The following is a 25,366-nucleotide window of genomic DNA, read 5'->3' as shown; positions in this document are numbered from 1 at the left end:
GTTATCCCAATTGTCGTGCGCCAGCCGTGTCGAGACGGCAGATATGGACGAAGCCTTCATCATTCTGCAGATAGTGCTGGCTCAGCCAGTCAGCCATCCGCTGTGCCGTTTCCATCTGATTGCAAACGGCGAAAAGTGTCGGACCAGAGCCTGAGATACCGCACGCCAGTGCGCCAATATCTTTCGCGGCCTGTCGCGCCTCGGCGAAGCCAGGCAGCAGTCGGGTCCGGTAAGGTTCTGCAATCACATCCTGCATCAGTTTAGCTGCCAGCTGCGGCTGACGCGTATGACAGGCGTGAATGAAGCCGGCCAGCAAACGGCCATGTTTGATACAGTCCTCTTTGCGGTATTGTGCCGGTAAAATAGCGCGCGCTTCTGCGGTTGAAACTTTGATGCCCGGATAGGCCATCACCCACAGCCAGTCGTCAAAGCCCGGCACCGCCTGGCTGATGATCTCATTTTCCTGCAGCATCAGCTGAATGCCACCGAGGAAGCAGGGAGCGACATTATCATAATGCACGCTGCCGGAGATCCGCCCTTCCAGCTCGCCCATCAGCGTCAGCAATGTGCTGTCGCTGAGTGGCTTGCCGCAGAATTCGTTCATCGCCATTAAACCGGCCACTACCGAGCAGGCGCTGGAACCCAGACCGGAGCCGATGGGCATATTCTTCTCCAGAGTCATCGCCACCGGGATCGCTTTGCCCACCGTCTCGCAGAAAAGCTGCCAGCACTGATAGACAATATTCTCTTTCGGATCGGCGGGCAGCTTGCTGACAAAACGTCCGGCGTTGGTCAGAGAAAACTGCTCAGCTGCTTCCACAGAGACACAGTCACCCAGCAGGGAGCCATCGACCGGCGACACCGCCGCGCCCAGCACATCGAAGCCGACGCTGACGTTGCCAATCGAGGCCGGTGCGTAAATTTTTACCATGATTAAACTCCCAACTTCCATGACAGCGTACGCAGCAGATCGGCAAAAACACCGGCCGCTGTGACATCATTTCCTGCACCGTATCCACGCAGCACCAGCGGAATCGGTTGATAGTAACGGCTGTAAAACGCCAGGGCATTCTCGCCGTTTTTCACTTTATAGAGCGGATCGTTGCCGTCAACGGCGTCGACCTTCACTTTACAGACGCCACCCTCTTCGATCACGCCCACGTAGCGCAGGACTTTGCCCTCATTCTGCGCTTGTGCAACGCGATCGGCAAAGGCGTTATCCAGCTCGGGCAGACGCTGCATAAACTGCTCAACATCCTGAATTTCGGTCAGACTGGCGGGCAGCAGCGGCTCGATCTCAATATCACTCATCTCAAGCTGATGACCCGCTTCACGCGCCAGGATCAGCAGCTTACGCGCCACATCAGTGCCAGCCAGATCGTCACGCGGATCGGGCTCGGTGAAGCCCATCTCACGCGCCATGTTTGTCGCCTGCGACAGCGAAACGCCTTCATCCAGCTTGCCGAAGATAAACGACAGTGAGCCAGAGAGGATGCCGGAGAAACGCAGCAGTTCATCACCCGCGTTCATCAGGTTCTGCAGGTTTTCGATCACCGGCAGTCCGGCACCGACGTTGGTATCGTAAAGGAATTTTCGACGCGATTTGGCGGCGGCGGCACGCATCTGCTGATAGTAATTCCAGGATGACGTGTTGGCCTTTTTGTTCGGCGTCACCACATGGAAGCCTTCGCTGAGGAAGTCAGCATACTGATCGGCAACAGCCTGGCTGCAGGTGCAATCCACAATCACCGGATTGAGCAGATGGTACTCTTTTACCAGGCGGGTCAGACGGCCCAGGTTAAAGGGCTCTTTGGCTTCGGCTAATGCCGACTGCCAGTTGCTTAAATCAATGCCGTGAACGTGGGTTAACAACGCCTGCGAGTTAGCGATACCGCACACACGCAGGTCGATATGCTTTTTCTTCAGCCACGCCTGCTGGCGATGCAGCTGATCCAGCAGCGCACCACCGACTCCGCCGACACCCACCACAAACACTTCGATTACCTGATCGGTGGCGAACAGCATCTGATGCACCACGCGCACGCCGGTGATCACTTCGTCATTATTCACCACGACCGAGATAGAACGCTCAGAGGAGCCCTGCGCTATCGCCACGATATTGATATTGGCGCGTGCCAGTGCCGAGAAGAATTTTGCTGAGATGCCGCGCAGGGTGCGCATGCCATCACCCACTACCGAGATCACCGCCAGGTTTTCAATGATATCCAGCGGATCGAGCAGGCCATCTTTCAGCTCCAGATAGAACTCTTCTTCCAGCACATGACGCGCCCGCGCCAGCTCGCTCTGCGGCACGCAGAAACTGATGCTGTATTCGGAAGAGGATTGGGTGATCAGCACGACAGAGATGCCGGTACGCGACATGGCCGCAAAGACTCTGGCCGCCATTCCGACCATCCCTTTCATGCCGGGACCGGAGACGTTCACCATCGCCATATTATTCAGGTTAGTGATGCCTTTTACCGGGCTTTCATCCGGCTCGCCTTCGGCACCAATCAGGGTGCCGGGTGCCTGTGGATTGGCGGTATTTTTGATCAGGCAAGGGATCTGGAACTGGGCAATCGGCGCGATGGTGCGGGGATGCAGCACTTTGGCACCGAAGTAGGAGAGCTCCATCGCCTCCTGATAGGACATCGACTTCAGCAGACGCGCATCCGGCACCTGACGCGGATCGCAGGTATAGACGCCATCTACATCGGTCCAGATTTCGCAGCAGTCGGCGCGCAGACAGGCGGCCAGCACAGCGGCTGAATAGTCTGAACCGTTGCGGCCCAGCACCACCAGCTCGCCACGCTCATTACCGGCCGTAAAACCCGCCATCAGAATCATGTTTTGCGGTGGAATTTGACTGGCTTCGATGCGGCGGGTCGACTCGGCAATATCAACTGTGGATTCCAGGTAGTGACCAATTGCCAGCAATTTCTCCACCGGGTCGATCACGCTGACCTCATGGCCGCGTGCCTGCAGCAGCGCTTCCATGATCGCAATCGAGAGTTTTTCTCCGCGACAGATAATCGCTGCGTTCACGCTGTCCGGGCACTGTCCCAGCAGGCTGATACCGTGCAGAACCTGTTTTAACTGCGCAAACTCAAGGTCAACGCGGGTTTTGAGTCGATCAAACTCAAAGCCCGGCTGTGCATCAGCCAGTCCCTGCAGCAGCTCGCTGAAAATGCGTTCGGCGTCGCTGATATTCGGCAGAGCGTCCTGACCACTGATGGTTTTTTCAATCATCGCCACCAGATGGTTAGTGATCTTTGCTGGCGCAGAGAGCACGGTTGCAACCTGTCCTTGTTGCGCATTACTTTCCAGAATGTCAGCGACGCGAAGAAAACGTTCCGCATTCGCTACCGAGGTCCCGCCGAATTTCAGCACTCGCATGATATAAACTCTCCTGAATTTAAGCCGAAAAAAAAGCCCGCACTGGTTAGGTGCGGGCTTTTTTTCTGTTTTTCCTGTATGCGTCAGCCCGCACCGTTACCTGTGGTAATGGTGGTGGTAATAATTGTGGTGTTCAGGCTGATTTTACGCATTTAGATTTATTGTCTGTCTGTTTTTGTCTGTCCGTCTTGCGTCCAGAAGTAAAGCAAAGCGCACGTTAAGTCAACCCGATTTGTCCGGTGGACAGATTTCAACCACTGCGCACAGCCACCGCTGAAACCGTGAAACGCTATGCGATCGTTTGCCATGCAGAAATCCTCTGCGATCTGTTGCTATAAAATCAGCTTTTTGCCGAGGATTTATCTGTGAGTTTTTTTTCAATATCGTGCAGCAGACGGTGCAGCATCGCACTGTCGCGCTGTTCCAGCAGACCTACCCGCTGATCGATCCAGTCTGACAGCTTCTCATCATCACTGACCTCCAGTTGCGCCAGCAGCTGATGGAATCGCTGGCGCAGCGCCTGTAACTGCTGACCATCGGCGGCAGGCGCAACAGGCGCCTCAACCTGATTCAGCGTCGAGAGTTGATAGCAATAGACCATCACCGCCTGACCGAGATTCAGTGAAGGATAGTCATTCGCCATCGGGATGCCCGTCAGCAGGTCGACCTGTTCCAGCTCTTCGTTAGTCAGCCCGCTGTCTTCGCGGCCAAATACCAGCGCCATACTGTTGACCCACTGACGCTTCTCCAGCAGTTGCGTTTCAACCTGTTCAGGTGTGGCGTAGTAACGAAACTTTGCCCGGCTGCGCGCAGTGGTTGCGACAGAAAAATCGATATCCGCTAACGCGTCAGCCAGGGTAGCAAAGGTCTGAATGTTATCAAGAATGTCGCCAGCACCATGTGCCACACGCCGCGCAGCAGGATCCTGCCAGGCGTCGCTGGCCACGATGCGCAGCTGGCTGAACCCCATGGTTTTCATGGCACGCGCCGCAGCGCCGATGTTTTCTGGCCGCGCAGGCGAGACGAGAATCAGTGGGAAAAGCATATTTAATCCATTGGTCAATTTATCTAACGTCATATTAACATGGCTCTTAAAGATTCAGGTGCCAGAAGGTAATAAGAAAATTGTGGATTAATGATGTTAAAACTGGTTAAAACTGATGGCCTGAACCTTTTTATGGGCAGAAGGCGTTTTATTAAAAAAAACGTTATTTATCCATTCAAATTCAATAAGATAAAATGTGATTTCCAGCCGGTTCAATTCTGGCCTGCATGAGTTAAAAATGTAACGAAAATGATGCTTTTTGTGAGCTAAACAGGCATTCTGCGAGAAGTTTTTCACAAAAGTGTTAACGTGCTACAATTGCATTTGATATAAGTCAACGAAGCGTTGTTTTTATGCTTATCGGTTGTAGTTGGTGCTGTTAGGTTGCTGTTAATACAGTTAGGATATGCGCCATTATCATTAACGCCCGGGGCATGCAATTTTCATCCTGACTGGCTGAGCTAATACTGTTGTTGACGTTGATAGATGGCTTATCAAAATATGATTTCGTACAACGGTTCTGCGCGGCCCGCCGCTCTCGATGATGGAGAACGCCATACCGCTGTACGCCCTGTTTTCAATTTGTTGGCAAATTTTAGGTAGCTAAACATGCAGACCCCGCACATTCTTATCGTTGAAGACGAACTGGTCACGCGTAATACCCTCAAGAGTATTTTTGAGGCGGAAGGTTATGTGGTGTATGAGGCGACTGATGGTGCTGAAATGCATCAGGTGCTGACCGACAATGACGTTAACCTGGTCATCATGGACATCAACCTGCCTGGCAAAAACGGTCTGTTGCTGGCCCGTGAACTGCGTGAGCAGGCCAATGTCGCCCTGATGTTTCTGACCGGCCGTGACAACGAAGTCGATAAAATCCTCGGTCTGGAAATTGGCGCTGATGATTACATCACCAAACCGTTTAACCCGCGTGAGCTGACTATTCGTGCCCGTAACCTGCTGTCGCGCACCATGAATCTGGCTATGCCAGGGGAAGAGCGCCGTCAGGTAGAAAGCTATAAATTCAATGGCTGGGAGCTGGATATTAATAGCCGCTCTCTGATCAATCCAAACGGCGAGCAGTAAAAACTGCCACGTAGTGAGTTTCGCGCCATGCTGCACTTCTGCGAAAATCCGGGCAAAATTCAGACCCGTGCCGACCTGCTGAAGAAAATGACCGGCCGCGACCTCAAGCCGCACGATCGCACCGTCGATGTCACCATTCGTCGCATCCGTAAGCATTTCGAATCCACGCCGGATACGCCAGAGATCATCGCCACCATTCATGGTGAAGGTTATCGCTTCTGCGGCGACCTGCACGAGTAAGTGCTTGTTTGATGCAGCAAATAAAAAAACGCCTCCTGGGGCGTTTTTTTATGTTCAGTGCCACGGCATTATGAATGCCACAACATTATCAGTGCCACGGCATAATCGGCACGGCGCTGAGCGCATTTTTCGGTGAGCCATCAACCACTTTATCGGAATAGGTCAGATAGACCAGCGCATTGCGCTTTTTGTCGTAGAAGCGGACAACCTGCAGCTTCTTAAAGATTAAAGAGGTACGCTGGCGGAATACTACTTCCCCCTCTGCTTTGCCCTGTGCAATTTTATCACTCACTTCAACCGGACCGACCTGCTGACAGGAAATGGCGGCATCAGAGGTATCCTCTGCCAGCCCCAATCCGCCTTTGATTCCCCCGGTTTTTGCCCGGCTGATATAGCAGGTTACATTTTTAACGTCCGGGTCATCGAAAGCTTCAACAATAATCTTGTGGTCAGGCCCGAATATCTTGAAGACCGTATCAACAGAGCCAATCTGTTCGGCAAAAAGCGGGCTGGAAAAGGTCAGCGTAGTCAGCGCAGCGATCATAAGTCGGGATATTGTCATGGAGTTACCATTGCAAATGGAATAGATGAGAATGTAATGTACTGTTAATCGATACAATGACCAAACCAAAACGGGTTTTAGCCCGTACTGATTTAGCACAACCTTCCCCGAGAAACGTCCCACGTCTTTTGAGCAATGAGTGCTAATATTCTTCGAATGCGTTTAGCTGCACCACCAGAGTAGAGGATGTTTTATGGACCAAGCCGGTATCATTCGCGATTTGCTTGTCTGGCTGGAGAGCCATCTGGATCAACCCCTTTCACTGGACAATGTTGCCCAGAAAGCGGGTTACTCTAAGTGGCATCTGCAAAGGATGTTCAAAGACGTGACCGGGCACGCAATCGGCGCCTATATCCGTGCCCGTCGTTTGTCTAAAGCCGCCGTGGCGCTGCGCCTGACCAGTCGCCCGATCCTGGACATCGCACTGCAGTATCGTTTTGATTCACAACAGACTTTTACGCGTGCATTCAAAAAACAGTTTGCACAGACACCGGCCTGGTATCGTCGCTCTTCCGAATGGAATTCATTCGGTATCCGTCCCCCGATTCGCCTGGATGATGAGACGCAGCCGGAACCGGCTTTCGCCAGCCTGCCGGAAACGGTGCTGGTGGGACAAACCCAGAACTACACCTGTATTCTGGAGCAGATTTCCAGCTACCGCGATGAAATGCGAATGCACTTCTGGAAGCAGTTCCTGCTGGAAACGGACACGATTCCGCCGGTGCTGTATGGCCTGCATCAGGTGCGTGCCAGCCAGGACAAAGATGACGAGCAGGAGATTCTTTATACCACTGCGGTGCCTGCTGACAGCGCGGTGAACCTGCATTCTGGCCAGAAGGTTATTCTGGAAGGTGGCGACTATGTGCAGTTCACCTTTAACGGTCCGCGTGTCAATTTGCAGGAATTTATCCTGCTGCTTTACGGTACCTGCATGCCAACGCTGGGGCTGACCCGCCGTGAAGGGCAGGATATTGAACGCTTTTATACCCATGGCGGTAAAAAGCGCTCGGAGCCACCGACTGAGATCCGTTGCGAATATCTGATTCCGATTCGCCGCCAGCAGGCTGAAGCCAGCTAAGTTTAAGGCTGTCGTCATCGTGACGGCAGCCTTAAGCAATCAGCGTTGCAGCTCGTCGAGCGCAGGCGCATCCAGATGGGAAATATCCCCCGCCGTCTCTACAATCCAGCCTTCTGCCAGCCAGGCGCTCTGCTGATAATCCACACGTGAAATAGAGCAGTTACGCAGGCGCAGGCGACGTTCCGCATAGGCGGGCAAACCCAGAATTGTACTGACCAGAGACCCGAGCGCCATACCGTGGCTGACCAGCAGCGGACGGCTTCCGGCAGGCAGATCGAGACAGGCATTCAGCGCGGCGTGCATGCGCGTCGCCATCTCCGTCATCGACTCTCCTTCAGGGATACGGCCACCTTCGGTCCCGTTGACCAGTGCAGCGCGCCACTGCTCCTCTTCCGTCGTTAAGCCATCCAGCGGACGCTTCTCCAGCACACCCATATTCAGTTCACGCAAGCGCGCATCAAGCGTCACTGAGCAACCGCAGGCATCTGCGATAATCTCGGCGGTGCGACGCGTGCGCCCCAGATCGCTGGCAATAATGTGCGTGATGCCCAAATGCTTCACGCGCTCACCCACCTGCCAGGCTTGTTGCTCACCTTTTTCCGTCAGCGGACTGTCGGACTGACCCTGAATACGGCGTTCCGCATTCCATACCGTTTCACCGTGACGAACAAGATAGACCTGTAGCATGTTAGTTTCCGTTATACTGCGACAAAAATCGCTTTAGACCCTGTTCCATCAGACGTCATTGTTGCAGACATTCCAGACACAGGCAGCGCGGAACAATCCGGCGTACACGCAGTACGTGAGGGTTGTCAGCACAGCCCGGGTTCAGAATGACAACGAAAACAGCCGGATGGGTCAGGCGCTTAATCATCTGAGGGTTTAATCAATTATGTACCATGTTGTCGCAGCCACAACCAACCCAGCGAAGATTCACGCGATTGCTCAGGCTTTCAGCGACGTTTTCGGCGAGGGATCCTGCCATATTGAAGGGGTCGAGGTCGATAGCGGCGTTGCTGCACAACCGTTAACCCATCTCGAAACGCGAACTGGCGCACGTCAGCGCGTGATGAATGCCCGGCAGGTCCGACCAGAAGCGGCATTCTGGGTCGCCATTGAGGCGGGCATCGAAGATGACAGCGCATTTGCCTGGATGGTGGTGGAAAATCAGAAACAGCGTGGCGAGTCGCGCTCGGCCAGTTTCACCCTGCCTCCGGTGGTGCTGGCGGGTCTGCGTGAAGGCCGTGAACTCGGCGAAGAGATGGCGCGATTAACCGGCATCGACAATATCAAACACAAGGGTGGCGCAATCGGGGCGTTTACGAACGGCCTGCTCAGCCGATCCAGTGTCTATCATCAGGCACTGATTCTGGCGCTCTGCCCGTTCGTTCATCCGCTCTATCAACAGTAATCAGGCGCGTCCCAGACGCGCTTCCAGCCAGCGTTTCAGCTCCGGCGGCGCCTCTTTCAGGCTATTAGACCCACGGGTAATCGTCGCGATGCCGACGCCGAGCTCATTTTTTAGCTCGCGCTGGCTCATCTCGCCATTCATTAACTCTTCGATAATCCGCAGACGGGTGCCGAACGCTTCCCGCTCATCGGGCGTCATCATCAGTTGCATCAGAGGCAGTGCGTGGCCATCTGCAAAGGCCTGCTGCATCAGCACGACAAAGCGCTGCCAGCTATCTTCTGCCGGATGTGCATCGGTAGAGAGGGAATCAGAATGGGTCATGAAGAGGCTTCCGTACTCGCTAAAGAGTACGGAAGCTTAGCACAGCTAGTAACGGCGATTCCACTCAGCATCTGACAGGATCTTGTCAGGCTTGCCCATGAAGTAACGATAGTAGGCGTCATACGCCAGCACACTCTTCACGTAGCCGCGCGTTTCAGAGAACGGAATGGTCTCAATAAATGCTACGGCGTCGAGATTGCCCGCGCTGGTTTTCAGCCAGCTTCGCACCCGGCCCGGCCCGGCGTTATAGGCCGCTGAGGCGAAAATCCGGTTCTGGTCGAACTGCTGATAGACATACTCCAGATACTGCGTACCAATCTGGATATTGGTTTCCGGATCAAGCAGCTGGCTGGTGTTGCTGTAGCCAGGTATATCGTACATCTTCACAGTATGCGCCGCCGTGGCAGGCATAATCTGCATCAGACCACTGGCGCCGACCGGCGAACGCGCTTTCGGGTTCCAGGCGCTCTCCTGACGCGAAATCGCCATCGCATAGCTCGGTGGGATCTGCTTCACCTCGGTATTTCGCTCATAGACACTCCGCCACGCCAGCGGGAAACGCTCTTTCAGGCTGTCCCACATTTTGGCGGTGATAGTCGCCTGCACGCTGAGATCCCACCAGTCCTGCTCGTTGGCGTAGCGCGCCAGCATCTGCTGCTGCGTATGCGTCCGGCTGCCGATAAGATTGCTCCATTCGCTACGGGCCAGGTTATCCAGCCCCCAGTACATCAGCTCGCGAACGCGGGCCAGCTCGGGTCCCTGGAGGGTGGCGCTGTCAGGCTTCGGCGCTTCATCAATCTGCAACGGATAGTCTACGCCCAGCCGCTGAGCAGCCACCATCGGATAGAAGCCGCGTTCTTTCATCAGCTTGCGCAGGATCTCTTCCGCTTCCTCTTTACGATCTTTCTCAAACAGCAGATCGGCCTGCCAGTACTGCCACTCATCTTTCTCTTTGGCTTCCAGCGGCAGACGAGCAATCCAGGTGTTCAGGCCGCGTCGGTCATGCTGAGAGAGCGCCAGCCGCACCCGGCGTTCCACCAGCGCGGTAGACTCGCTGTTCATCACTACTGCATCGCGCCAGCGTGCCTGCTCAGAGGTGAGATCGCTGCCCATCATGCGCCAGACCACAATCTCCTTCAGCGCCTGCTCATCTTCCGGCCCCATTTTCTGGGCCCGGACCAGAATCGGAATCAGGCTGCGGGCATTTTCCATGTCCTGCCGCGCCACACGCGTAAAGGCGTAAATGGTGGCCTGACGGGTAAAGTCGGTTGGCCCCACGGCACTGGCGAAGGTGCTGACGGTTAACGGATCCTTTTGCAGGGCCTGTATCGCGTCAGACATGGTCTGATAATCGGCAGGCAGCGTCTTCGCCAGATAGCTCACCAGGTTGTCATTACCGGCTTTCATCGCCAGCCGGATACGTTCCAGGATAGTAATCGGCGAAATCTGACCGGACGCCTGCCAGACCGAGAAGAGCTTATCGCAATCCGCAGGCAGCGCCGTGCCACGCAGCCAGATCTGCTTCGCGCCATCAAACGCGGCCTGCTGCTGCCCGGTGGCCCATTTGGCGTAATACCAGTTGCAACGCGCCTGCACCGGCTTGGGTTCGGTCGGGCTGAAGTTCAGCACGCCCTGCCAGTCCTGTCGGTAAGCCAGCACGTTGATAAAGCGGGTGCTGAGCGATCGCGCGGGAGGCAATGTCGGGTACTGGCGAATAAAGTTCTGCACGGCCAGGGTGGTCTCCTGATCGAGATCCTGAGCCAGCAGGCGATATTGCAGATAAGGATAGAGCGGATAGTCCTGTAGCGTAGGCAACAGCTGATCCACGGTGGCCATCTGGTTACTGTCCCAGGCCTGTTTAATTTGTTGATAACGTTGCCGTTGTTGATCAAGCGAATCGGCCCATGCGCTGCTGGCCGAACCGACCAGGCAGATCCCTATCATCCAGTTACGCCACTTCACCACGTAAATCTCCTCTGTTGCTGGGGCCGGCAACTTGCCAGACAGTCTTCATGCTAACCGGGCCACCGCACTCTTGCCATGTTCTTCACAAAATTTACGCATACAGACAGTTAACGCACCGTCATCGCTCAGCGTACGCGCCGTGATTGTGCAAATTATCATCAGTAAATCTTATTACCCAGCGATTTAAACTGTTGAATCATTGCGTTAAAAACTGGCACACGCTTTGCTCTGTTGAATTCCATCTTGTATACCAGCTGGAATTCTTCGTATGACTTCTACCTTCGGCCTGACGCTTCCCGCCTGGCAGCAGCGCACTCAGCAGGCACCACAACAGATCCGTTCGCTGCTGAGTGCGCACCTGGCAGCGCTCGACACACACGATAATGCCTGGATCTATCTGGCGACACCTGACCAGTTAGCGGCACAGATTGAACCGCTGCTGGCAGACTATGAACGCGATCCCGCGTCGCTGCCGCTGTTTGGTGTGCCCTTCGCCGTAAAAGATAACATTGATGTCGCAGGCTGGCCGACCAGCGCCGCCTGCCCTGCGTTTACCTATACCGCCAGCGAAGATGCGGTCGCCGTCGCCCGGCTGAAAGCCGCTGGCGCAGTCGTCATCGGTAAAACCAACCTCGATCAGTTCGCAACCGGCCTGGTCGGCACCCGCTCGCCCTATGGCGCGGTCAGTAATACCTTTGACGCTGATTACGTCAGCGGTGGCTCCAGCTCTGGCTCGGCATCGGTGCTGGCGCGCGGACTGGTCGCTTTTTCACTGGGCACCGATACCGCAGGATCGGGCCGCGTGCCGGCGGGCTTTAATAATATCGTCGGACTCAAGCCGACCAAGGGCTGGTTCTCTGCACGCGGCGTGGTGCCCGCCTGTCGCCTTAACGACACCATTTCGGTATTTGCGCTGACGGCAGAAGATGCGTTTAGCGTCGCCAGTATCATGGGTGGCTACGATGCCGGTGATGCCTATTCGCGTATTAATCCGCGCACCGCCCCAGCCAGCCTGCCGCGTCATCCCCGTTTCGCTATTCCGGCGCACCCGGCGTTTTTTGATGATGCTGCCGCTGAAGCGGCCTGGGATCAGGCACTGGAAGCGTTGCAGGCGGGCGGCGCGACGCTGCACCCCATCGACTTCACGCCGTTCCGGACGCTCGCTGAACAGCTCTACTACGGTCCCTGGGTTGCCGAACGCACAGCGGCGGTGGGTGAGATGCTTGACCGTCCGGCGGAGATGGACCCGGTAGTGCATGAGATCGTCACCAGCGGCCTGAAATACAGCGCGGTGGACGCCTACAAGGCGGAGTATCTGCGGGCCGAACTGACGCGTCAGATTCAGGAGACGCTGGCACAGTTTGATGCGCTGGTGGTGCCGACCTCACCCACCATTCACACCCTGGAGGAGATGAAACAGGAGCCGATTTACTTCAACTCACAGTTCGGCACCTACACCAACTTCACCAATCTCGCCGACCTCTCTGCCCTGGCGCTGCCCGCACCGTTCCGCAACGACGATCTTCCGGCAGGCATCACGCTGATTGCACCCGCCTGGCACGATCGGGCGCTGGCGGAATTCGGCCTTCGCTGGCAGCAGCAGCTCGCCCTGCCGCTGGGCGCGACCGGTCAGCCGTGGCCGACCCGATCCACAACCTTACCTGTCTCACCTGACCACGTCCGGCTGGCGGTAGTGGGCGCGCATCTCACCGGCATGCCGCTCAATTTCCAGCTCACCGAACGCAATGCCGTCTGGGTGGAAGAGACGAAGACCGCGCCACACTACCGCCTCTTTGCCCTGCTGGAAGGTGCAATCAAAAAACCGGGCCTGATGCGTGACGAACAGGGAGCGGCGATCACCGTTGAGCTGTGGGATATCCCACTGGCCCGTTTCGGCGAGTTTGTGGCGGAGATTCCGGCCCCACTGGGGATCGGCAGCCTGACGCTGGCCGATGGCCGCGTTGTTAAAGGCTTTATCTGCGAAGGCTCAGCGCTGAAGAGTGCGCTGGAAATCACTGAGACGGGCGGCTGGCGCAACTGGCTGGCATCACAGGGGAGTCACTGATCATGTTCACTACCGTACTGATTGCCAACCGCGGCGAAATTGCCTGCCGCGCCATTCGGACCCTGAAGCGCCTCGGCGTGAAAAGCGTCGCGGTCTATTCAGACGCTGACCGTAATGCGCAGCACGTTAAGCAGGCGGATATCGCCATCGCCCTGGGCGGCGAGAAGGCCAGCGACAGCTATCTGCGCATCGACAAAATTCTGGCAGCAGCGCAGCAGAGCGGCGCGCAGGCTATCTGGCCCGGCTACGGATTTCTTTCTGAAAGCCAGGCGTTTGCCGACGCCTGCAATGCGGCAGGTATCGCCTTTGTCGGCCCCACCGCGCAGCAGATTGGTGAGTTCGGCCTGAAGCACCGCGCTCGTGAACTGGCCGCCAGCGCGGGTGTGCCGATGACGCCCGGCACACCCCTGCTCGCCTCGCTGGAAGAGGCAATGCAGGCAGCTGATAAGATTGGCTATCCGGTGATGCTGAAAAGCACGGCGGGCGGCGGCGGCATTGGCCTGACGCGCTGCGCCGACGCCGATGCGCTCGCCAGCGCCTGGGAGAGCGTGCGCCGTCTTGGTGAGCAGTTTTTCAGTGATGCAGGCGTATTTCTGGAACGCTGTATCGATCGCGCCCGCCACGTTGAAGTTCAGATTTTTGGAGACGGCAAAGGCAACGTGGTGGCGCTGGGCGAACGCGACTGCTCACTGCAGCGCCGCAACCAGAAGGTGGTGGAAGAGACACCGGCGCCCGGCCTGTCGCAGGCCACGCGTGACGCCCTGCTCGCCTCGGCGGTGCGGCTTGGCGAGCAGGTCAACTACCGCAGCGCAGGCACCGTGGAGTATATCTACGACGTCAGCCAGCAGGCCTTTTACTTTCTTGAAGTGAACACCCGCCTGCAGGTGGAGCATCCGGTCACCGAATGCGTCACCGGCCTCGATCTTGTGGAGTGCATGTTGCAGGTGGCGGCGGGCGATGCAGTGGACTGGTCACGTCTGCAGCAGGCGCCGCAGGGCGCAGCGATTGAAGTGCGGCTCTACGCGGAAGATCCGCTGAAGAACTTTCAGCCCAGCCCCGGCCTGTTAACCGGTGTCACCTTTCCTGACGGCGTGCGGGTCGACAGCGGCATCGAAACCGGCAGCGAGGTCTCCAGCTTCTACGACCCGATGATCGCCAAGCTGATTGTGCATGCCGACACGCGCGAGGCGGCACTGGAAAAACTTCATCATGCGCTGGATGCGACTCAGCTGCATGGCATCGCCACCAACCTCGACTATCTGCGCCAGATCACCCGCAGCGACGCGTTTCGCAGCGGCAACGTCTGGACGCGCTATCTCGACAGCGTTGTGCCTGCCGCCTCCGTGGTGGAAGTGCTGCAACCCGGCACCTTCAGTTCGGTGCAGGACTATCCCGGCCGCCTCGGCTACTGGGATATCGGCGTGCCGCCGTCCGGCCCGATGGATGATTTCGCGTTCCGTCTGGCAAACCGAATCGTGGGTAACCACGAGGCAGCAGCAGGCCTGGAGTTTACCCTGCAGGGGCCGACGCTGCGTTTCCACTGTGATGCCATTCTGGCGCTGACCGGCGCGGACTGCGACGCCCGGCTTGATGGCGAACCGGTCAGCGCCTGGCAGCCGCTGGCGGTGAAAGCGGGACAGACCCTGGCACTGGGACGCGCCCGGCAGGGCTGCCGCAGCTATCTGGCGGTGCGCAACGGCTTCGACGTGCCGGAATATCTGGGCAGCCGCAGCACCTTTTCACTGGGCCAGTTTGGCGGTCACGCCGGACGCACCCTGCGGGTGGCCGATATGCTGGCAATCTCCCGGCCTGAACGGGCAGCCTGCACTACACCGGCCCCGGTCAGCGATCCGCAGCCGCTTGATGCGACGCTGATTCCCCACTACGGCAGCGAATGGCGCATCGGCGTGCTTTATGGCCCGCACGGCGCACCGGACTTCTTCACCCAGGCCGCCATCGACGAATTCTTTGCCAGCGACTGGCAGGTGCACTACAACTCCAACCGCCTCGGCGTACGGCTGGTGGGTCCGAAACCAACCTGGACCCGCGCCAACGGTGGCGAAGCAGGCCTGCATCCCTCCAACGTTCACGACTGTGAATATGCCATCGGCGCGGTCAATTTCACCGGCGACTTCCCGGTGATCCTGACACACGACGGCCCGAGCCTGGGCGGCTTCGTCTGTCCGGTGACCATCGCCAAAGCCGAGCTGTGGAAAGTGGGCCAGGTCAAACCGGGCGACACCATCCGCTTCCACCCGATTACCGCAGACGATGCACTGGCGCGGGAAAAAGCGCAGATGCACCTGATCGATACCCTGCGGCCGGATCATCCCCCGACCTTTGCCGTGCCGTCGCTGGCTGAAACCGCCCACGGCTCCGCCACGATTCTGTCCGCCATCGAGGCCACCGGCAGCACGCCGAAAGTGGTCTATCGTCAGGCCGGCGACAAATATGTGTTGATTGAGTATGGCGACAACGTGCTGGATCTGGCGCTGCGTCTGCGCGTGCACCTGCTGATGAATGCGCTGACGGCGCAGGCGGAGCCAGGCGTTGAGGAGCTATCGCCAGGCGTGCGCTCACTGCAGGTACGCTACGACAGCCGCATTATTTCACAGTCCGCCCTGATGTCGCTGCTGCTGGCGCTGGAAGCGACGCTGGGCGATGTCAGCACGCTGAAAGTCCCGTCGCGCGTGGTGTGGATGCCGATGGCGTTTGAAGACAGCGCCACGCTGGGTGCGGTCAGCCGCTATCAGGAGACGGTGCGTGCCAGTGCGCCCTGGCTGCCCAACAACGTGGACTTTATCCAGCGCATTAATGGCTTAAGCAGCCGCGATGAGGTGCGCGACACCCTGTTCAACGGCAGCTATCTGGTGCTGGGGCTGGGCGATGTTTACCTCGGCGCGCCCTGCGCCGTGCCGATCGATCCGCGCCATCGCCTGCTGAGTTCCAAATACAGTCCGGCACGTACCTTTACCGCCGAAGGCACGGTCGGCATTGGCGGCATGTACATGTGCATCTACGGCATGGATTCGCCCGGCGGCTATCAGCTGGTAGGCCGCACGCTGCCCATCTGGAACACCTTCCTGAAGAATCCGCAGTTCACAGCCGATGCGCCGTGGCTGCTGCGCTTCTTCGATCAGGTGCGCTTCTATCCGGTGAGTGAAACCGAGCTCAACCAGCTGCGCGAAGATTTCCGTGAAGGCCGCGCCAGCCTGCGCATCGAAGAGACGCAGTTTGATTTTGCCGCGCACCAGCAGTTCCTCGCCGACCATGCCGCTGAGATTGCGGACTTCCGTCAGCGCCAGGCGACCGCCTTTGAACAGGAAGTGCAGTTATGGGCGCAGGAAGAACAGAACGCACCGGCGGCAGATGAAGTGCCTGACAGCGTGGGTGAAGTGGATGAAGGCGGACTCGCGGTGCAGGCCGACCTCAATGGCAACATCTGGAAAGTGCTGGTGCAGCCGGGCGACGAGGTCAGCGCCGGACAGACGCTGATTATCGTCGAGGCGATGAAGATGGAGCTGGCGATTGTCGCGCCGCAGGCCGGTCGGGTGACGCGGATCGCCTGCCAGGCGGGCCGCCCGGTCAGCCCTGGCGATACCCTGCTGTGGCTGGAATAAGGAGCGCCGATGACAACCCAACCTCAATCCCCTAAAGCGCGCCCGGAAGCGCTGGCCGAACGGGTCTATCAGGCGCTGAAGGCCGATATTTTCGCCTTTCGCCTGATGCCGGGCGATCGCTTCAGCGAAAGCGAAATCGCCGGACGGATGGCGGTCAGCCGCACGCCGGTTCGCCAGGCGCTATTCCGGCTGGAGCGCGAAGGCTTTGTCGAAGTCTGGTTCCGCAGCGGCTGGCAGATTAAAAACTTCGATTTTGCCTGGTTCGAATCGCTGTATGACCTGCGCACCGTGCTGGAGTGCGAGGCGGTAAAACGCCTCTGCGCCCTGCCCGCGCCTCAGTGTGCCGCGCTGTTACACGAACTCAACCAGTTCTGGTGTGAAGCGGAGGCGCTCACCGAAGGTCTGGTGGTGTCGCAGCATGACGAAGCGTTTCACATGGCGCTGGTCGCGGCCGCGGGTAACCCGGAGATGGCGCGCATACACGCCGAACTCACCGAGAAGATCCGCATCATCCGTCGGCTCGACTTCACCCGCGATGATCGCATCTGTGCGACTTATCAGGAACATGCTCAGATTTTACAGGCGATTTTTGCGCAGCAGACAGATGAGGCGCAACGCATCCTGACCGATCACATCGCTGTCAGTAAGGCGGAGGTCAGGAAGATCACACTGCACCGCCTCCAGCAGGCCCGGCTCCAGCTCACCGAATAACATAACAACCACTCAGGGGTTTAAATGATGAAAAGACGTTCGTTGATCAAGGCTTTCGCCCTCTCCGCTACCGTTGTCAGTATGGGTTTCGCCTGGAGTGCGCAGGCGGCTGACACCATCAAAGTGGGGATCATGCATTCGCTCTCCGGCACCATGGCGATCTCTGAAACGCCGCTGAAAGATGTGGCGCTGATGACCATCGATGAGATCAACGCCAAAGGGGGCCTGCTGGGGAAAAAGCTGGAGCCGGTAGTGGTCGATCCCGCCTCTAACTGGCCGCTGTTTGCCGAGAAAGCACGGCAGTTGCTGACCCAGGATAAAGCGGCGGTGGTGTTTGGCTGCTGGACCTCGGTATCACGCAAATCGGTGCTGCCGGTGTTTGAAGAGCTGAACGGCCTGCTCTTCTATCCGGTGCAGTATGAAGGGGAAGAGATGTCACCTAACGTCTTCTACACCGGCGCGGCGCCTAACCAGCAGGCGATTCCGGCAGTGGAATACCTGATGAGCGAAGATGGCGGCAGTGCAAAACGCTTCTTCCTGCTGGGCACCGACTACGTCTATCCGCGCACCACCAACAAGATCCTGCGTGCCTTCCTGCACAGCAAAGGCGTGGCAGATAAAGATATCGAAGAGGTCTACACGCCGTTTGGTTACAGCGACTATCAGACCATTGTCTCCAACATTAAAAAATTCGCGGCAGGCGGTAAAACGGCGGTGGTCTCCACCATCAACGGCGACTCCAATGTGCCGTTCTACAAAGAGCTGGCTAACCAGGGCATCAAAGCCACTGACATTCCGGTGGTCGCCTTCTCAGTGGGAGAGGAAGAGCTCCGCGGCATCGACACCAAACCGCTGGTGGGTCAGTTAGCGGCCTGGAACTATTTCGAGTCGATCGATAATCCGACCAACGCGAAATTTGTTGCCGATTACCGCGCTTACGCCAAAGCACATAACCTGCCGAACGCCGCCACCGTGGTGACCAACGACCCGATGGAAGCGACTTATGTCGGCATCCATATGTGGGCGCAGGCGGTGGAAAAAGCGGGCACGACGGACCCGGACAAAGTGCGGGCGGCAATGGCCGGTCAGACCTTTAAAGCGCCGGATGGCTTTACCCTGACCATGGACCAGACCAACCACCATCTGCATAAGCCCGTCATGATTGGTGAAGTGGAAGAGAACGGCCAGTTCAGCGTGGTGTGGCAGACCGATAAACCCGTGCGTGCCCAGCCCTGGAGCCCGTACATTGCCGGTAACGACAAGAAGCCCGATTACCCGGTGAAGACTGCGCAGTAATTTTCGTTGCTGATAAGAAAGCGTCACCCGCTGTAAAGCGGCAGCACGGCAGTGGTCATTCGACTGCCGTGCTGACCTCCCCAAACGAGGCTCCTTTTATGAATCTATGTCGCTGTTTTTTCAGCCTGCTTCTGTTGCTGCCGCTGTTTGCCAGCGCCGGACCGGCGGCTGACTTTGCCGCCGCCAGCCGCAGCCAGCAGGCCACGCTGCTGCAACAATGGGCTGCCGCGCCGGACAGTCAGCGTCTGCCGCTGCTGGAAGCGTTAAAAGCAGAAACCGTGGTCATCGACCAGAACAAACAGCCATTCAGCCAGCAGGGATCGACGCTGCAGCCGCTGGATGCGGTGGCACAGCCCACGGGTAACCTGAAAAAGCTATTTATGAACAATCGCCTGCGCGTGCTGGTAAACAACGCGCTGGCTGCGCACCAGCTGGTGAGCAGTGATGCGGCCCTGCGTCTGCGCGCAGCGCAGCAGCTGCAAAATGAGGGTGCCGCAGACCAGTTGCCGCTGCTGGAACAGCGGCTGGCCGCTGAACAGGACAGCCGGGTACATGCTGCATTAGCGCTGGCACTGGCGAATCTGCAACTGGCGGATGGCGAACCGATGGTGCGCCTGCGGGCGGTGAAACTGCTGGGTGAGTCCAGCGATCCCAATACGCAGGCCAGCCTGCAACGCCTGACCCAGCCCGCGAATGAGCCAGATGTCACGGTACGGGCGGCAGCGGCCGAAAGCCTGCAACAGATTCAGAAACGGCTAATGTGGGGCGATCTGCTGGGGCAGGCCTTCAGCGGCCTGTCGCTGGGCTCCATCCTGCTGCTGGCCGCGCTGGGCCTGGCGATCACCTACGGGCTGCTGGGGGTGATCAACATGGCGCACGGTGAAATGCTGATGCTCGGCGCGTACGCCACCTGGTGGGTGCAGAGCCTGTTTCAGCAGTTTGCACCGGACTATTTAGCCTGGTATCCACTGCTGGCGTTGCCGGTCGCCTTTATGGTCACCGCCGCCATCGGCATGGCGCTGGAACGCACCATCATCCGCCATCTCTATGGCCGTCCGCTTGAGACGCTGCTCGCTACCTGGGGAATCAGCCTGATGCTGATCCAGCTGGTACGGGTGCTGTTCGGGGCGCAAAACCTGGAAGTGGCGAATCCGTCGTGGCTCTCAGGTGGCCTGCAGCTGCTGCCCAACCTGGTGCTGCCGTGGAACCGCATCGCGGTGATCCTGTTTGTGGTGTTTGTGCTGGCGCTCACCTGGCTGCTGCTGAACCGGACCCGCCTTGGCATGAACGTGCGCGCCGTGACCCAGAACCGCGCCATGGCGGAGTGCTGCGGCGTGCCAACGGGTCGCGTCGATATGCTGGCGTTTGGCCTTGGTTCGGGCATTGCCGGGTTGGGAGGCGTGGCGCTGTCGCAGCTTGGTAACGTCGGACCGGAGCTGGGTCAGGGCTATATCATTGACTCGTTCCTGGTGGTGGTGCTGGGTGGCGTCGGCCAGCTGGCAGGCACCGTGGTTGCCGCGTTCAGCCTGGGCATTCTGAACAAAGTGCTGGAGCCGCAGATTGGCGCGGTGCTGGGTAAGATCCTGATTCTGGTGATTATCGTGCTGTTTATTCAGAAACGTCCGCAGGGACTGTTTGCGGTTAAAGGAAGGGTGACTGACTGATGACGCAACCCATCACACTTCGCATGGCGCGCACCGCGCCGCGCCTGGCGATCAGCATCGGCGTGGCGATCACTCTGGCGTTACTGGTGATGCCGTTTCTGGCGCTGCTGCCCGCCGCCCATCCGCTGGCGATCTCCACTTATACCCTGACGCTGGTCGGCAAAATCCTCTGCTATGCGGTGGTCGCCGTGGCGCTGGATCTGGTGTGGGGTTACGCCGGACTGCTGTCGCTGGGCCACGGGCTGTTCTTTGCCCTCGGCGGTTATGCCATGGGCATGTACCTGATGCGCCAGGCCGCAGGCGAAGGCTTGCCCGCCTTTATGTCCTTTCTCTCCTGGCGAGAGCTGCCCTGGTTCTGGACCGGCACCGAATACTTCGCCTGGGCGCTCTGCCTGAGCATGCTGGTGCCGGGCCTGCTGGCGCTGCTGTTTGGCTTCTTCGCCTTTCGCTCAAAGATCAAAGGCGTCTACTTCTCCATCATGACCCAGGCGCTGACCTACGCCGGTATGCTGCTGTTCTTCCGTAATGAAACCGGATTTGGCGGCAACAACGGCTTCACCGGCTTTACTACCCTGCTCGGCTTTTCGGTGACGGCGACCGGAACCCGCATCGGGCTGTTTATCGCCACGGTGCTGCTGCTGTTGCTGAGCCTGGTGATTGGCTTCGCCCTGGCGCGCAGCAAGTTTGGCCGGGTGCTGACCGCAGTGCGGGATGCCGAAAACCGTCTGATGTTTTGTGGTTACGATCCGCGCGGCTTCAAGCTGTTAGTCTGGACGCTCTCCGCCGTGCTGTGCGGTCTTGCCGGGGCGCTCTATGTGCCGCAGGTCGGCATTATCAATCCGGGAGAGATGTCACCAGCCAACTCAATAGAAGCCGCGATCTGGGTGGCGCTGGGTGGACGCGGTACGCTGATTGGCCCGCTGCTGGGCGCAGCAATTGTTAACGGCGCACGCAGCTTCTTCACCGTCGCCTTCCCTGAATACTGGCTGTTTTTCCTGGGACTGATGTTCATCCTGGTGACACTGTTTCTGCCGCACGGCGTGATTGGCCTGCTGCGCCGGAGGAAAAAATGAGTGATGCCCTGTTTACCCAGCCTCAGCTCGCGGATCGCCATCGGGCGCAGCGCGATCCCGTCCTGCAACTGGAGAAGATCAGCGTCTCGTTTGACGGCTTCCGGGCGCTGACCGATCTTTCGCTGCAGATCGGCATCGGGGAACTGCGCTGCGTGATCGGCCCCAACGGCGCAGGCAAAACTACGCTGATGGATGTGATCACCGGCAAAACCCGCCCCGACGCCGGCCGGGTGATCTACGACCAGGACAGCGATCTGACCCGTCTGTCGCCGGTAGAGATCGCCCGCGCCGGCATTGGCCGTAAGTTCCAGAAGCCTACGGTGTTTGAGGCATTAACCGTATTTGAGAATCTTGAGATCGCGCTTAAAGCCAATAAATCGGTCTGGGCCAGCCTGCGCGCTCGTCTCAGCAGCGAACAGCGCGACAGAATTGATGAGGTGCTGAAACTGCTGCGGCTGGGTGGCGAACGCCAGCGCCGTGCGGGCCTGCTATCGCACGGCCAGAAGCAATTTCTGGAGATTGGCATGCTGCTGGTTCAGGAGCCGCATCTGCTGCTGCTGGATGAACCGGCGGCAGGCATGACTGACGCAGAGACGGCCTACACCGCCGAGTTGTTCCGCAGCCTGGCGGGCAAACACTCCCTGATGGTAGTGGAGCATGACATGGGCTTTGTCGAGACCATCGCCGACCATGTCACGGTGCTGCATCAGGGGCAGGTGCTGGCCGAGGGTTCGCTGCGCGAGGTTCAGGCCAGTGAGCAGGTTATCGACGTTTATCTGGGGCGCTAAAATGTTACAGGTTACTGAACTGAATCAATATTATGGCGGCAGTCACATTCTGCGCGGCCTGTCGTTTGAGGTAAAAATTGGTGAAATTACCTGTCTGCTTGGCCGCAATGGCGTGGGAAAAACCACGCTGCTGAAGTGCCTGATGGGGCTGATCCCGGCGAAGTCAGGCGAGATTCAGTGGCAGCAGCAGCGGATGAATGGCCGCAAGCCGCACCAGCGGGTGCAGGCGGGCATCGCCTATGTGCCGCAGGGACGGGAAATCTTTCCGCGTCTGACGGTCGAAGAGAACCTGCTGATGGGCCTGTCGCGCTTTCCGGCGGCGCAGGCGCGTGAAGTGCCGGAGGAGATCTATCAGCTCTTTCCGGTGCTGCTGGCGATGAAGTCACGCCGGGGCGGCGATCTCTCGGGTGGTCAGCAGCAGCAGCTGGCGATCGGCCGGGCGCTGGCCTGTCGGCCACAGCTGCTGATCCTTGATGAGCCGACCGAAGGGATCCAGCCCTCGGTGATCAAAGAGATCGGCGCGGTAATCCGCCAGCTGGCGCAACGGGGAGATATGGCGATCCTGCTGGTTGAGCAGTTTTATGACTTCGCGGCAGAACTGGCGGACAGCTATCTGGTGATGTCGCGCGGTGAAATTGTGCAGCGTGGCCGCGGCGACACCATGGAAGCAGAAGGTGTGCGCGGCCTGGTGGCGATTTAAACCCGACTCAGAGCAGGCCGGTCTCCACAGAGAAGTGACGCTGCTCGCCGCTCGCCAGGGTGATCAGCGTGCCGGCCTGCTGCGCGGCAAGAAAACCCTCTGGCCGACAGGTGGCGGGCAGAATATAGGCCGCCACCTGCTGGTCATGGTTGTGCAGCAGCCAGCGGGTTGCGTGCGGGAACTGCGCGGTAGAGAAGCGCGTCATCAGCGCGTAGCCCTGCGGCGCATGCAACTCAAACTGTACCTCATCACCATACTGCGGCAGATCGTCCGCAAAGAAGACGATCTCGGGATCGCAGAGCTGCGGTTGATCGAGCTGCTGTAACGCCTGCGGATCGCGCGCCAGTTGATCCGTGTAATCCCGCCAGGCGGGCGTTGGTCGCAGGTGCGCCGGGATCGAGCGACGCAGCTGGAATGCCCCTTCGGGGATCGACTGCCGGAAGCGCCCCTGATCGATCCACGCGCTGTTGAGGTGACACATGTATTGCAACGGCATCGGTGCACCCGCCAGATTGGTTACCGTCATCTCTATCGTCAGACGGGGCCTGTCGGCCTGAATGCGAACGGCGGGTGCCGCAACATAATGATGGCCGAAGCCTTTAACATATTCACACTCCCCTTCCAGCGACAGTGTCTGATCGTCCAGCACCAGCCAGGCACTATCCATGCGGGCGCAGGCCATTTCCCCGTGCAGCGGATGATCGTCCTCTGGCGCGGGACAGCCGTTAGCCAGCAGCCCCGAATGAAAGGCAAAACAGCCATAGATATCTATGATCGAATTCGCGGGCAGCGGCTGCTTAAAGCTGTGGCCCATGGTCAGGTTATGATCGTCAAACTGCACGTCCCAGATCATCTGCCCGAGAAACGGCAGCACGGTCACGCTGCCGCGCCGGTTATGAATGCGCACTGCCTCGATTCCTGCCGGATAGCGAAACACCTCAACCCGGAAGTCATCGCTTTCCAGCAGCAGCGAGGGCGTGGTGTGAAACTGGTTACGCGCTAAGGGTAAACGGGTTCTCATGGTAACTCCTCCACCAGACGACCGGCCGCAACCGGCTGTTTTTTATGGCGCAGTTCGCCGTAGAAGTAAAATCCGACCCAGGCGAAGCAGAGCAGCGAGACACCAAACGCCAGCTGCATTGAACCCAGCGTGTCAGACACCAGGCCCTGCAGCGCCGGGACAAAGGCCGCGCCAACAATCGCCATCACGATAAACGCGCCTGCCACTTCAGTGTATTTATTATCGACCGTCGCCAGCGTACCGGCGTAGATCGTTGCCCAGCAGGGCCCAAACAGCACGCTGACAAAAACGGCGGCGTAGACGGCGGTAAAGTTCGGCACCAGCATCACATAAGCCAGCGTCAGCACGCCCAGCACCGAATAGGCGATCAGCACTTTCTCGGCACGGAAGCGGGTCATCAGGAAGTTCGCCACGAACTTGCCGATAAAGAAGCAGACGAAGCTGTAGATCATAAAGTTAGAGGCGTGACGTTCATTGGCCGCCCCCAGCGTCAGCGCCAGACGAATGGTAAATGACCAGACCGCCACCTGCATGCCGACATACAGGAACTGGGTCACAATGCCGCGTTTAAAGTGACGGTTAGCCGCCAGATAGCGGAAGGTCTCGCCCAGTGACGGCCGGGATTTCTCATTACTCTCTGGTTTGCAGCGCGGATAGCGGGTGAACATAAACAGCAGCATCACGACCACCAGCACCATCACCAGATATTTGTAAGGCTCCAGCGTGTGCTCCAGCATTGTCAGGCGGAAAGCATGCGCCTGCTCTGCCGTCATGGCTGCCATCTGACTCTCCAGACTGTCGCCATCCTGGAACACCAGATATTTACCCAGCACAATCCCCATCAGCGCACCGATCGGATAGAAGGTCTGGCTGACGTTGAGGCGCAGCGTCGCATGATCACGATGACCAATCATCGAGCTGTAGGTGTTGGCCGCCGTTTCCAGGAAACTCAGGCCAATGGCAATCGCAAAGATCGCCGCGAGGAACATGGTGTAGGTCGCCATGTGCGAAGCAGGATAAAAGGCGATACAGCCGGCAATGTAGAGCGCCAGACCGATCATAATCGCCATCTTGTAACTGGTTTTGCGGATCACCAGCGAGGCGGGGATCGCAATCAGAAAATAGCCGCCATAAAAGGCGCTCTGCACCAGCGCACTGGCGAAGTCGCTCAGGGCAAACACACTTTTAAACTGGGTAATCAGGATGTCGTTAAGACTCGCTGCACAGCCCCAGAGCGGGAAGAGGCACGACAGCAGAATGAACTGGAACAGCGGCGTTTTATTCAGATAGCCATCAGATTGCTGAACAATTTTCTGTTGCATAG

General features: G+C 58.2%; 20 protein-coding genes, 1 pseudogene and 1 other annotated feature. Of the genes and pseudogenes, 11 read left to right on the top strand and 10 right to left on the bottom strand.

Annotated elements, in window-relative coordinates; genetic code table 11:
• Position 1: 1 nt before the first annotated feature.
• The 4 genes from thrB to H7K52_RS08780 form a co-directional block, all read right to left on the bottom strand.
• Positions 2–931 carry a homoserine kinase gene (thrB, locus tag H7K52_RS08795; RefSeq protein ID WP_003854848.1) on the bottom strand — a complete coding sequence of 310 codons (930 nt, stop codon included), beginning with the start codon at positions 929–931 and terminating at the stop codon, positions 2–4.
• A 2-nt stretch (positions 932–933) separates the two neighbouring features.
• On the bottom strand, positions 934–3,396 hold the full coding sequence (gene thrA, locus H7K52_RS08790) for a bifunctional aspartate kinase/homoserine dehydrogenase I (RefSeq protein ID WP_182629945.1): 2,463 nt from the start codon (positions 3,394–3,396) through the stop codon (positions 934–936).
• 26 nt (positions 3,397–3,422) lie between these two features.
• Positions 3,423–3,541, bottom strand: a sequence feature (Thr leader region).
• Complete coding sequence (thrL, locus tag H7K52_RS08785) at positions 3,480–3,548, bottom strand: thr operon leader peptide (RefSeq protein WP_071591720.1); 69 nt, start codon at positions 3,546–3,548, stop codon at positions 3,480–3,482. (Overlaps the previous feature by 62 nt.)
• A gap of 188 nt (positions 3,549–3,736) precedes the next feature.
• Positions 3,737–4,441 carry a tRNA/rRNA methyltransferase gene (locus H7K52_RS08780; RefSeq protein WP_154926461.1) on the bottom strand — a complete coding sequence of 235 codons (705 nt, stop codon included), beginning with the start codon at positions 4,439–4,441 and terminating at the stop codon, positions 3,737–3,739.
• 609 nt (positions 4,442–5,050) lie between these two features.
• On the opposite strand from H7K52_RS08780, the pseudogene arcA reads away from it, so the two are divergent.
• Positions 5,051–5,767 (top strand): annotated as a pseudogene (arcA, locus tag H7K52_RS08775) (two-component system response regulator ArcA).
• 88 nt (positions 5,768–5,855) lie between these two features.
• Here arcA and creA read toward each other — a convergent pair.
• Positions 5,856–6,329: a protein CreA gene (gene creA, locus H7K52_RS08770; protein WP_033743110.1), complete on the bottom strand. Its 474-nt coding sequence runs from the start codon at positions 6,327–6,329 to the stop codon at positions 5,856–5,858.
• Between the two features lie 193 nt (positions 6,330–6,522).
• On the opposite strand from creA, the gene robA reads away from it, so the two are divergent.
• Positions 6,523–7,407, top strand: coding sequence for an MDR efflux pump AcrAB transcriptional activator RobA (gene robA, locus H7K52_RS08765; protein ID WP_182629944.1), 885 nt, complete (start codon positions 6,523–6,525; stop codon positions 7,405–7,407).
• Positions 7,408–7,446: 39 nt separating this feature from the next.
• On the opposite strand, the gene gpmB is transcribed toward robA, so the two are convergent.
• Positions 7,447–8,094 carry a 2,3-diphosphoglycerate-dependent phosphoglycerate mutase GpmB gene (gpmB, locus tag H7K52_RS08760; protein WP_003854857.1) on the bottom strand — a complete coding sequence of 216 codons (648 nt, stop codon included), beginning with the start codon at positions 8,092–8,094 and terminating at the stop codon, positions 7,447–7,449.
• 205 nt (positions 8,095–8,299) lie between these two features.
• Between gpmB and yjjX the strand changes: the two genes are divergently transcribed.
• On the top strand, positions 8,300–8,818 hold the full coding sequence (yjjX, locus tag H7K52_RS08755) for an inosine/xanthosine triphosphatase (protein ID WP_008925545.1): 519 nt from the start codon (positions 8,300–8,302) through the stop codon (positions 8,816–8,818).
• Here the strand turns inward: yjjX and trpR are convergent, their stop codons facing one another.
• On the bottom strand, positions 8,819–9,139 hold the full coding sequence (gene trpR, locus H7K52_RS08750; RefSeq protein ID WP_003854864.1) for a trp operon repressor: 321 nt from the start codon (positions 9,137–9,139) through the stop codon (positions 8,819–8,821).
• Between the two features lie 45 nt (positions 9,140–9,184).
• Complete coding sequence (gene sltY / locus H7K52_RS08745; protein WP_003854865.1) at positions 9,185–11,104, bottom strand: murein transglycosylase; 1,920 nt, start codon at positions 11,102–11,104, stop codon at positions 9,185–9,187.
• A 268-nt stretch (positions 11,105–11,372) separates the two neighbouring features.
• Between sltY and atzF the strand changes: the two genes are divergently transcribed.
• The 8 genes from atzF (at position 11,373) to urtE (ending at position 23,021) form a co-directional block, all read left to right on the top strand.
• Positions 11,373–13,169 (top strand): allophanate hydrolase, encoded by a 1,797-nt coding sequence (gene atzF / locus H7K52_RS08740; protein ID WP_003854868.1) that lies wholly within the window; start codon positions 11,373–11,375, stop codon positions 13,167–13,169.
• Positions 13,170–13,171: 2 nt separating this feature from the next.
• Positions 13,172–16,789 carry an urea carboxylase gene (gene uca, locus H7K52_RS08735; protein WP_078804762.1) on the top strand — a complete coding sequence of 1,206 codons (3,618 nt, stop codon included), beginning with the start codon at positions 13,172–13,174 and terminating at the stop codon, positions 16,787–16,789.
• Positions 16,790–16,798: 9 nt separating this feature from the next.
• Positions 16,799–17,500 (top strand): GntR family transcriptional regulator, encoded by a 702-nt coding sequence (locus tag H7K52_RS08730; protein ID WP_008925542.1) that lies wholly within the window; start codon positions 16,799–16,801, stop codon positions 17,498–17,500.
• 27 nt (positions 17,501–17,527) lie between these two features.
• Positions 17,528–18,796 carry an urea ABC transporter substrate-binding protein gene (gene urtA, locus H7K52_RS08725; protein ID WP_033743125.1) on the top strand — a complete coding sequence of 423 codons (1,269 nt, stop codon included), beginning with the start codon at positions 17,528–17,530 and terminating at the stop codon, positions 18,794–18,796.
• A gap of 98 nt (positions 18,797–18,894) precedes the next feature.
• Positions 18,895–20,460, top strand: coding sequence for an urea ABC transporter permease subunit UrtB (gene urtB, locus H7K52_RS08720; RefSeq protein WP_008925540.1), 1,566 nt, complete (start codon positions 18,895–18,897; stop codon positions 20,458–20,460).
• The gene (gene urtC, locus H7K52_RS08715; RefSeq protein ID WP_140033777.1) at positions 20,460–21,533 is read left to right on the top strand and encodes an urea ABC transporter permease subunit UrtC; all 1,074 of its coding nucleotides are present in this window, start codon (positions 20,460–20,462) and stop codon (positions 21,531–21,533) included. The genes urtB and urtC overlap by 1 nt, the downstream gene beginning before the upstream one ends.
• Entirely contained in the window at positions 21,530–22,321 is a 792-nt protein-coding gene (gene urtD / locus H7K52_RS08710; protein ID WP_008925538.1) for an urea ABC transporter ATP-binding protein UrtD, read from the top strand. Before urtC ends, urtD begins: the two co-directional genes overlap by 4 nt.
• 1 nt (position 22,322) lies before the next feature.
• Positions 22,323–23,021 carry an urea ABC transporter ATP-binding subunit UrtE gene (urtE, locus tag H7K52_RS08705; protein ID WP_003854882.1) on the top strand — a complete coding sequence of 233 codons (699 nt, stop codon included), beginning with the start codon at positions 22,323–22,325 and terminating at the stop codon, positions 23,019–23,021.
• Positions 23,022–23,028: 7 nt separating this feature from the next.
• Here urtE and H7K52_RS08700 read toward each other — a convergent pair whose 3' ends face one another.
• The gene (locus H7K52_RS08700; RefSeq protein ID WP_182629943.1) at positions 23,029–24,042 is read right to left on the bottom strand and encodes an aldose 1-epimerase family protein; all 1,014 of its coding nucleotides are present in this window, start codon (positions 24,040–24,042) and stop codon (positions 23,029–23,031) included.
• Positions 24,039–25,364 (bottom strand): L-fucose:H+ symporter permease, encoded by a 1,326-nt coding sequence (gene fucP / locus H7K52_RS08695; RefSeq protein ID WP_003854887.1) that lies wholly within the window; start codon positions 25,362–25,364, stop codon positions 24,039–24,041. The genes H7K52_RS08700 and fucP overlap by 4 nt, the downstream gene beginning before the upstream one ends.
• Positions 25,365–25,366: the final 2 nt, after the last annotated feature.

Source organism: Pantoea hericii, from assembly GCF_014155795.1.
Classification (GTDB): Bacteria; Pseudomonadota; Gammaproteobacteria; order Enterobacterales; family Enterobacteriaceae; genus Pantoea; species Pantoea eucalypti.
The sequence above is the reverse complement of the archived record's forward strand: the minus strand, read 5'-3'. Positions and strand labels throughout refer to the sequence as shown.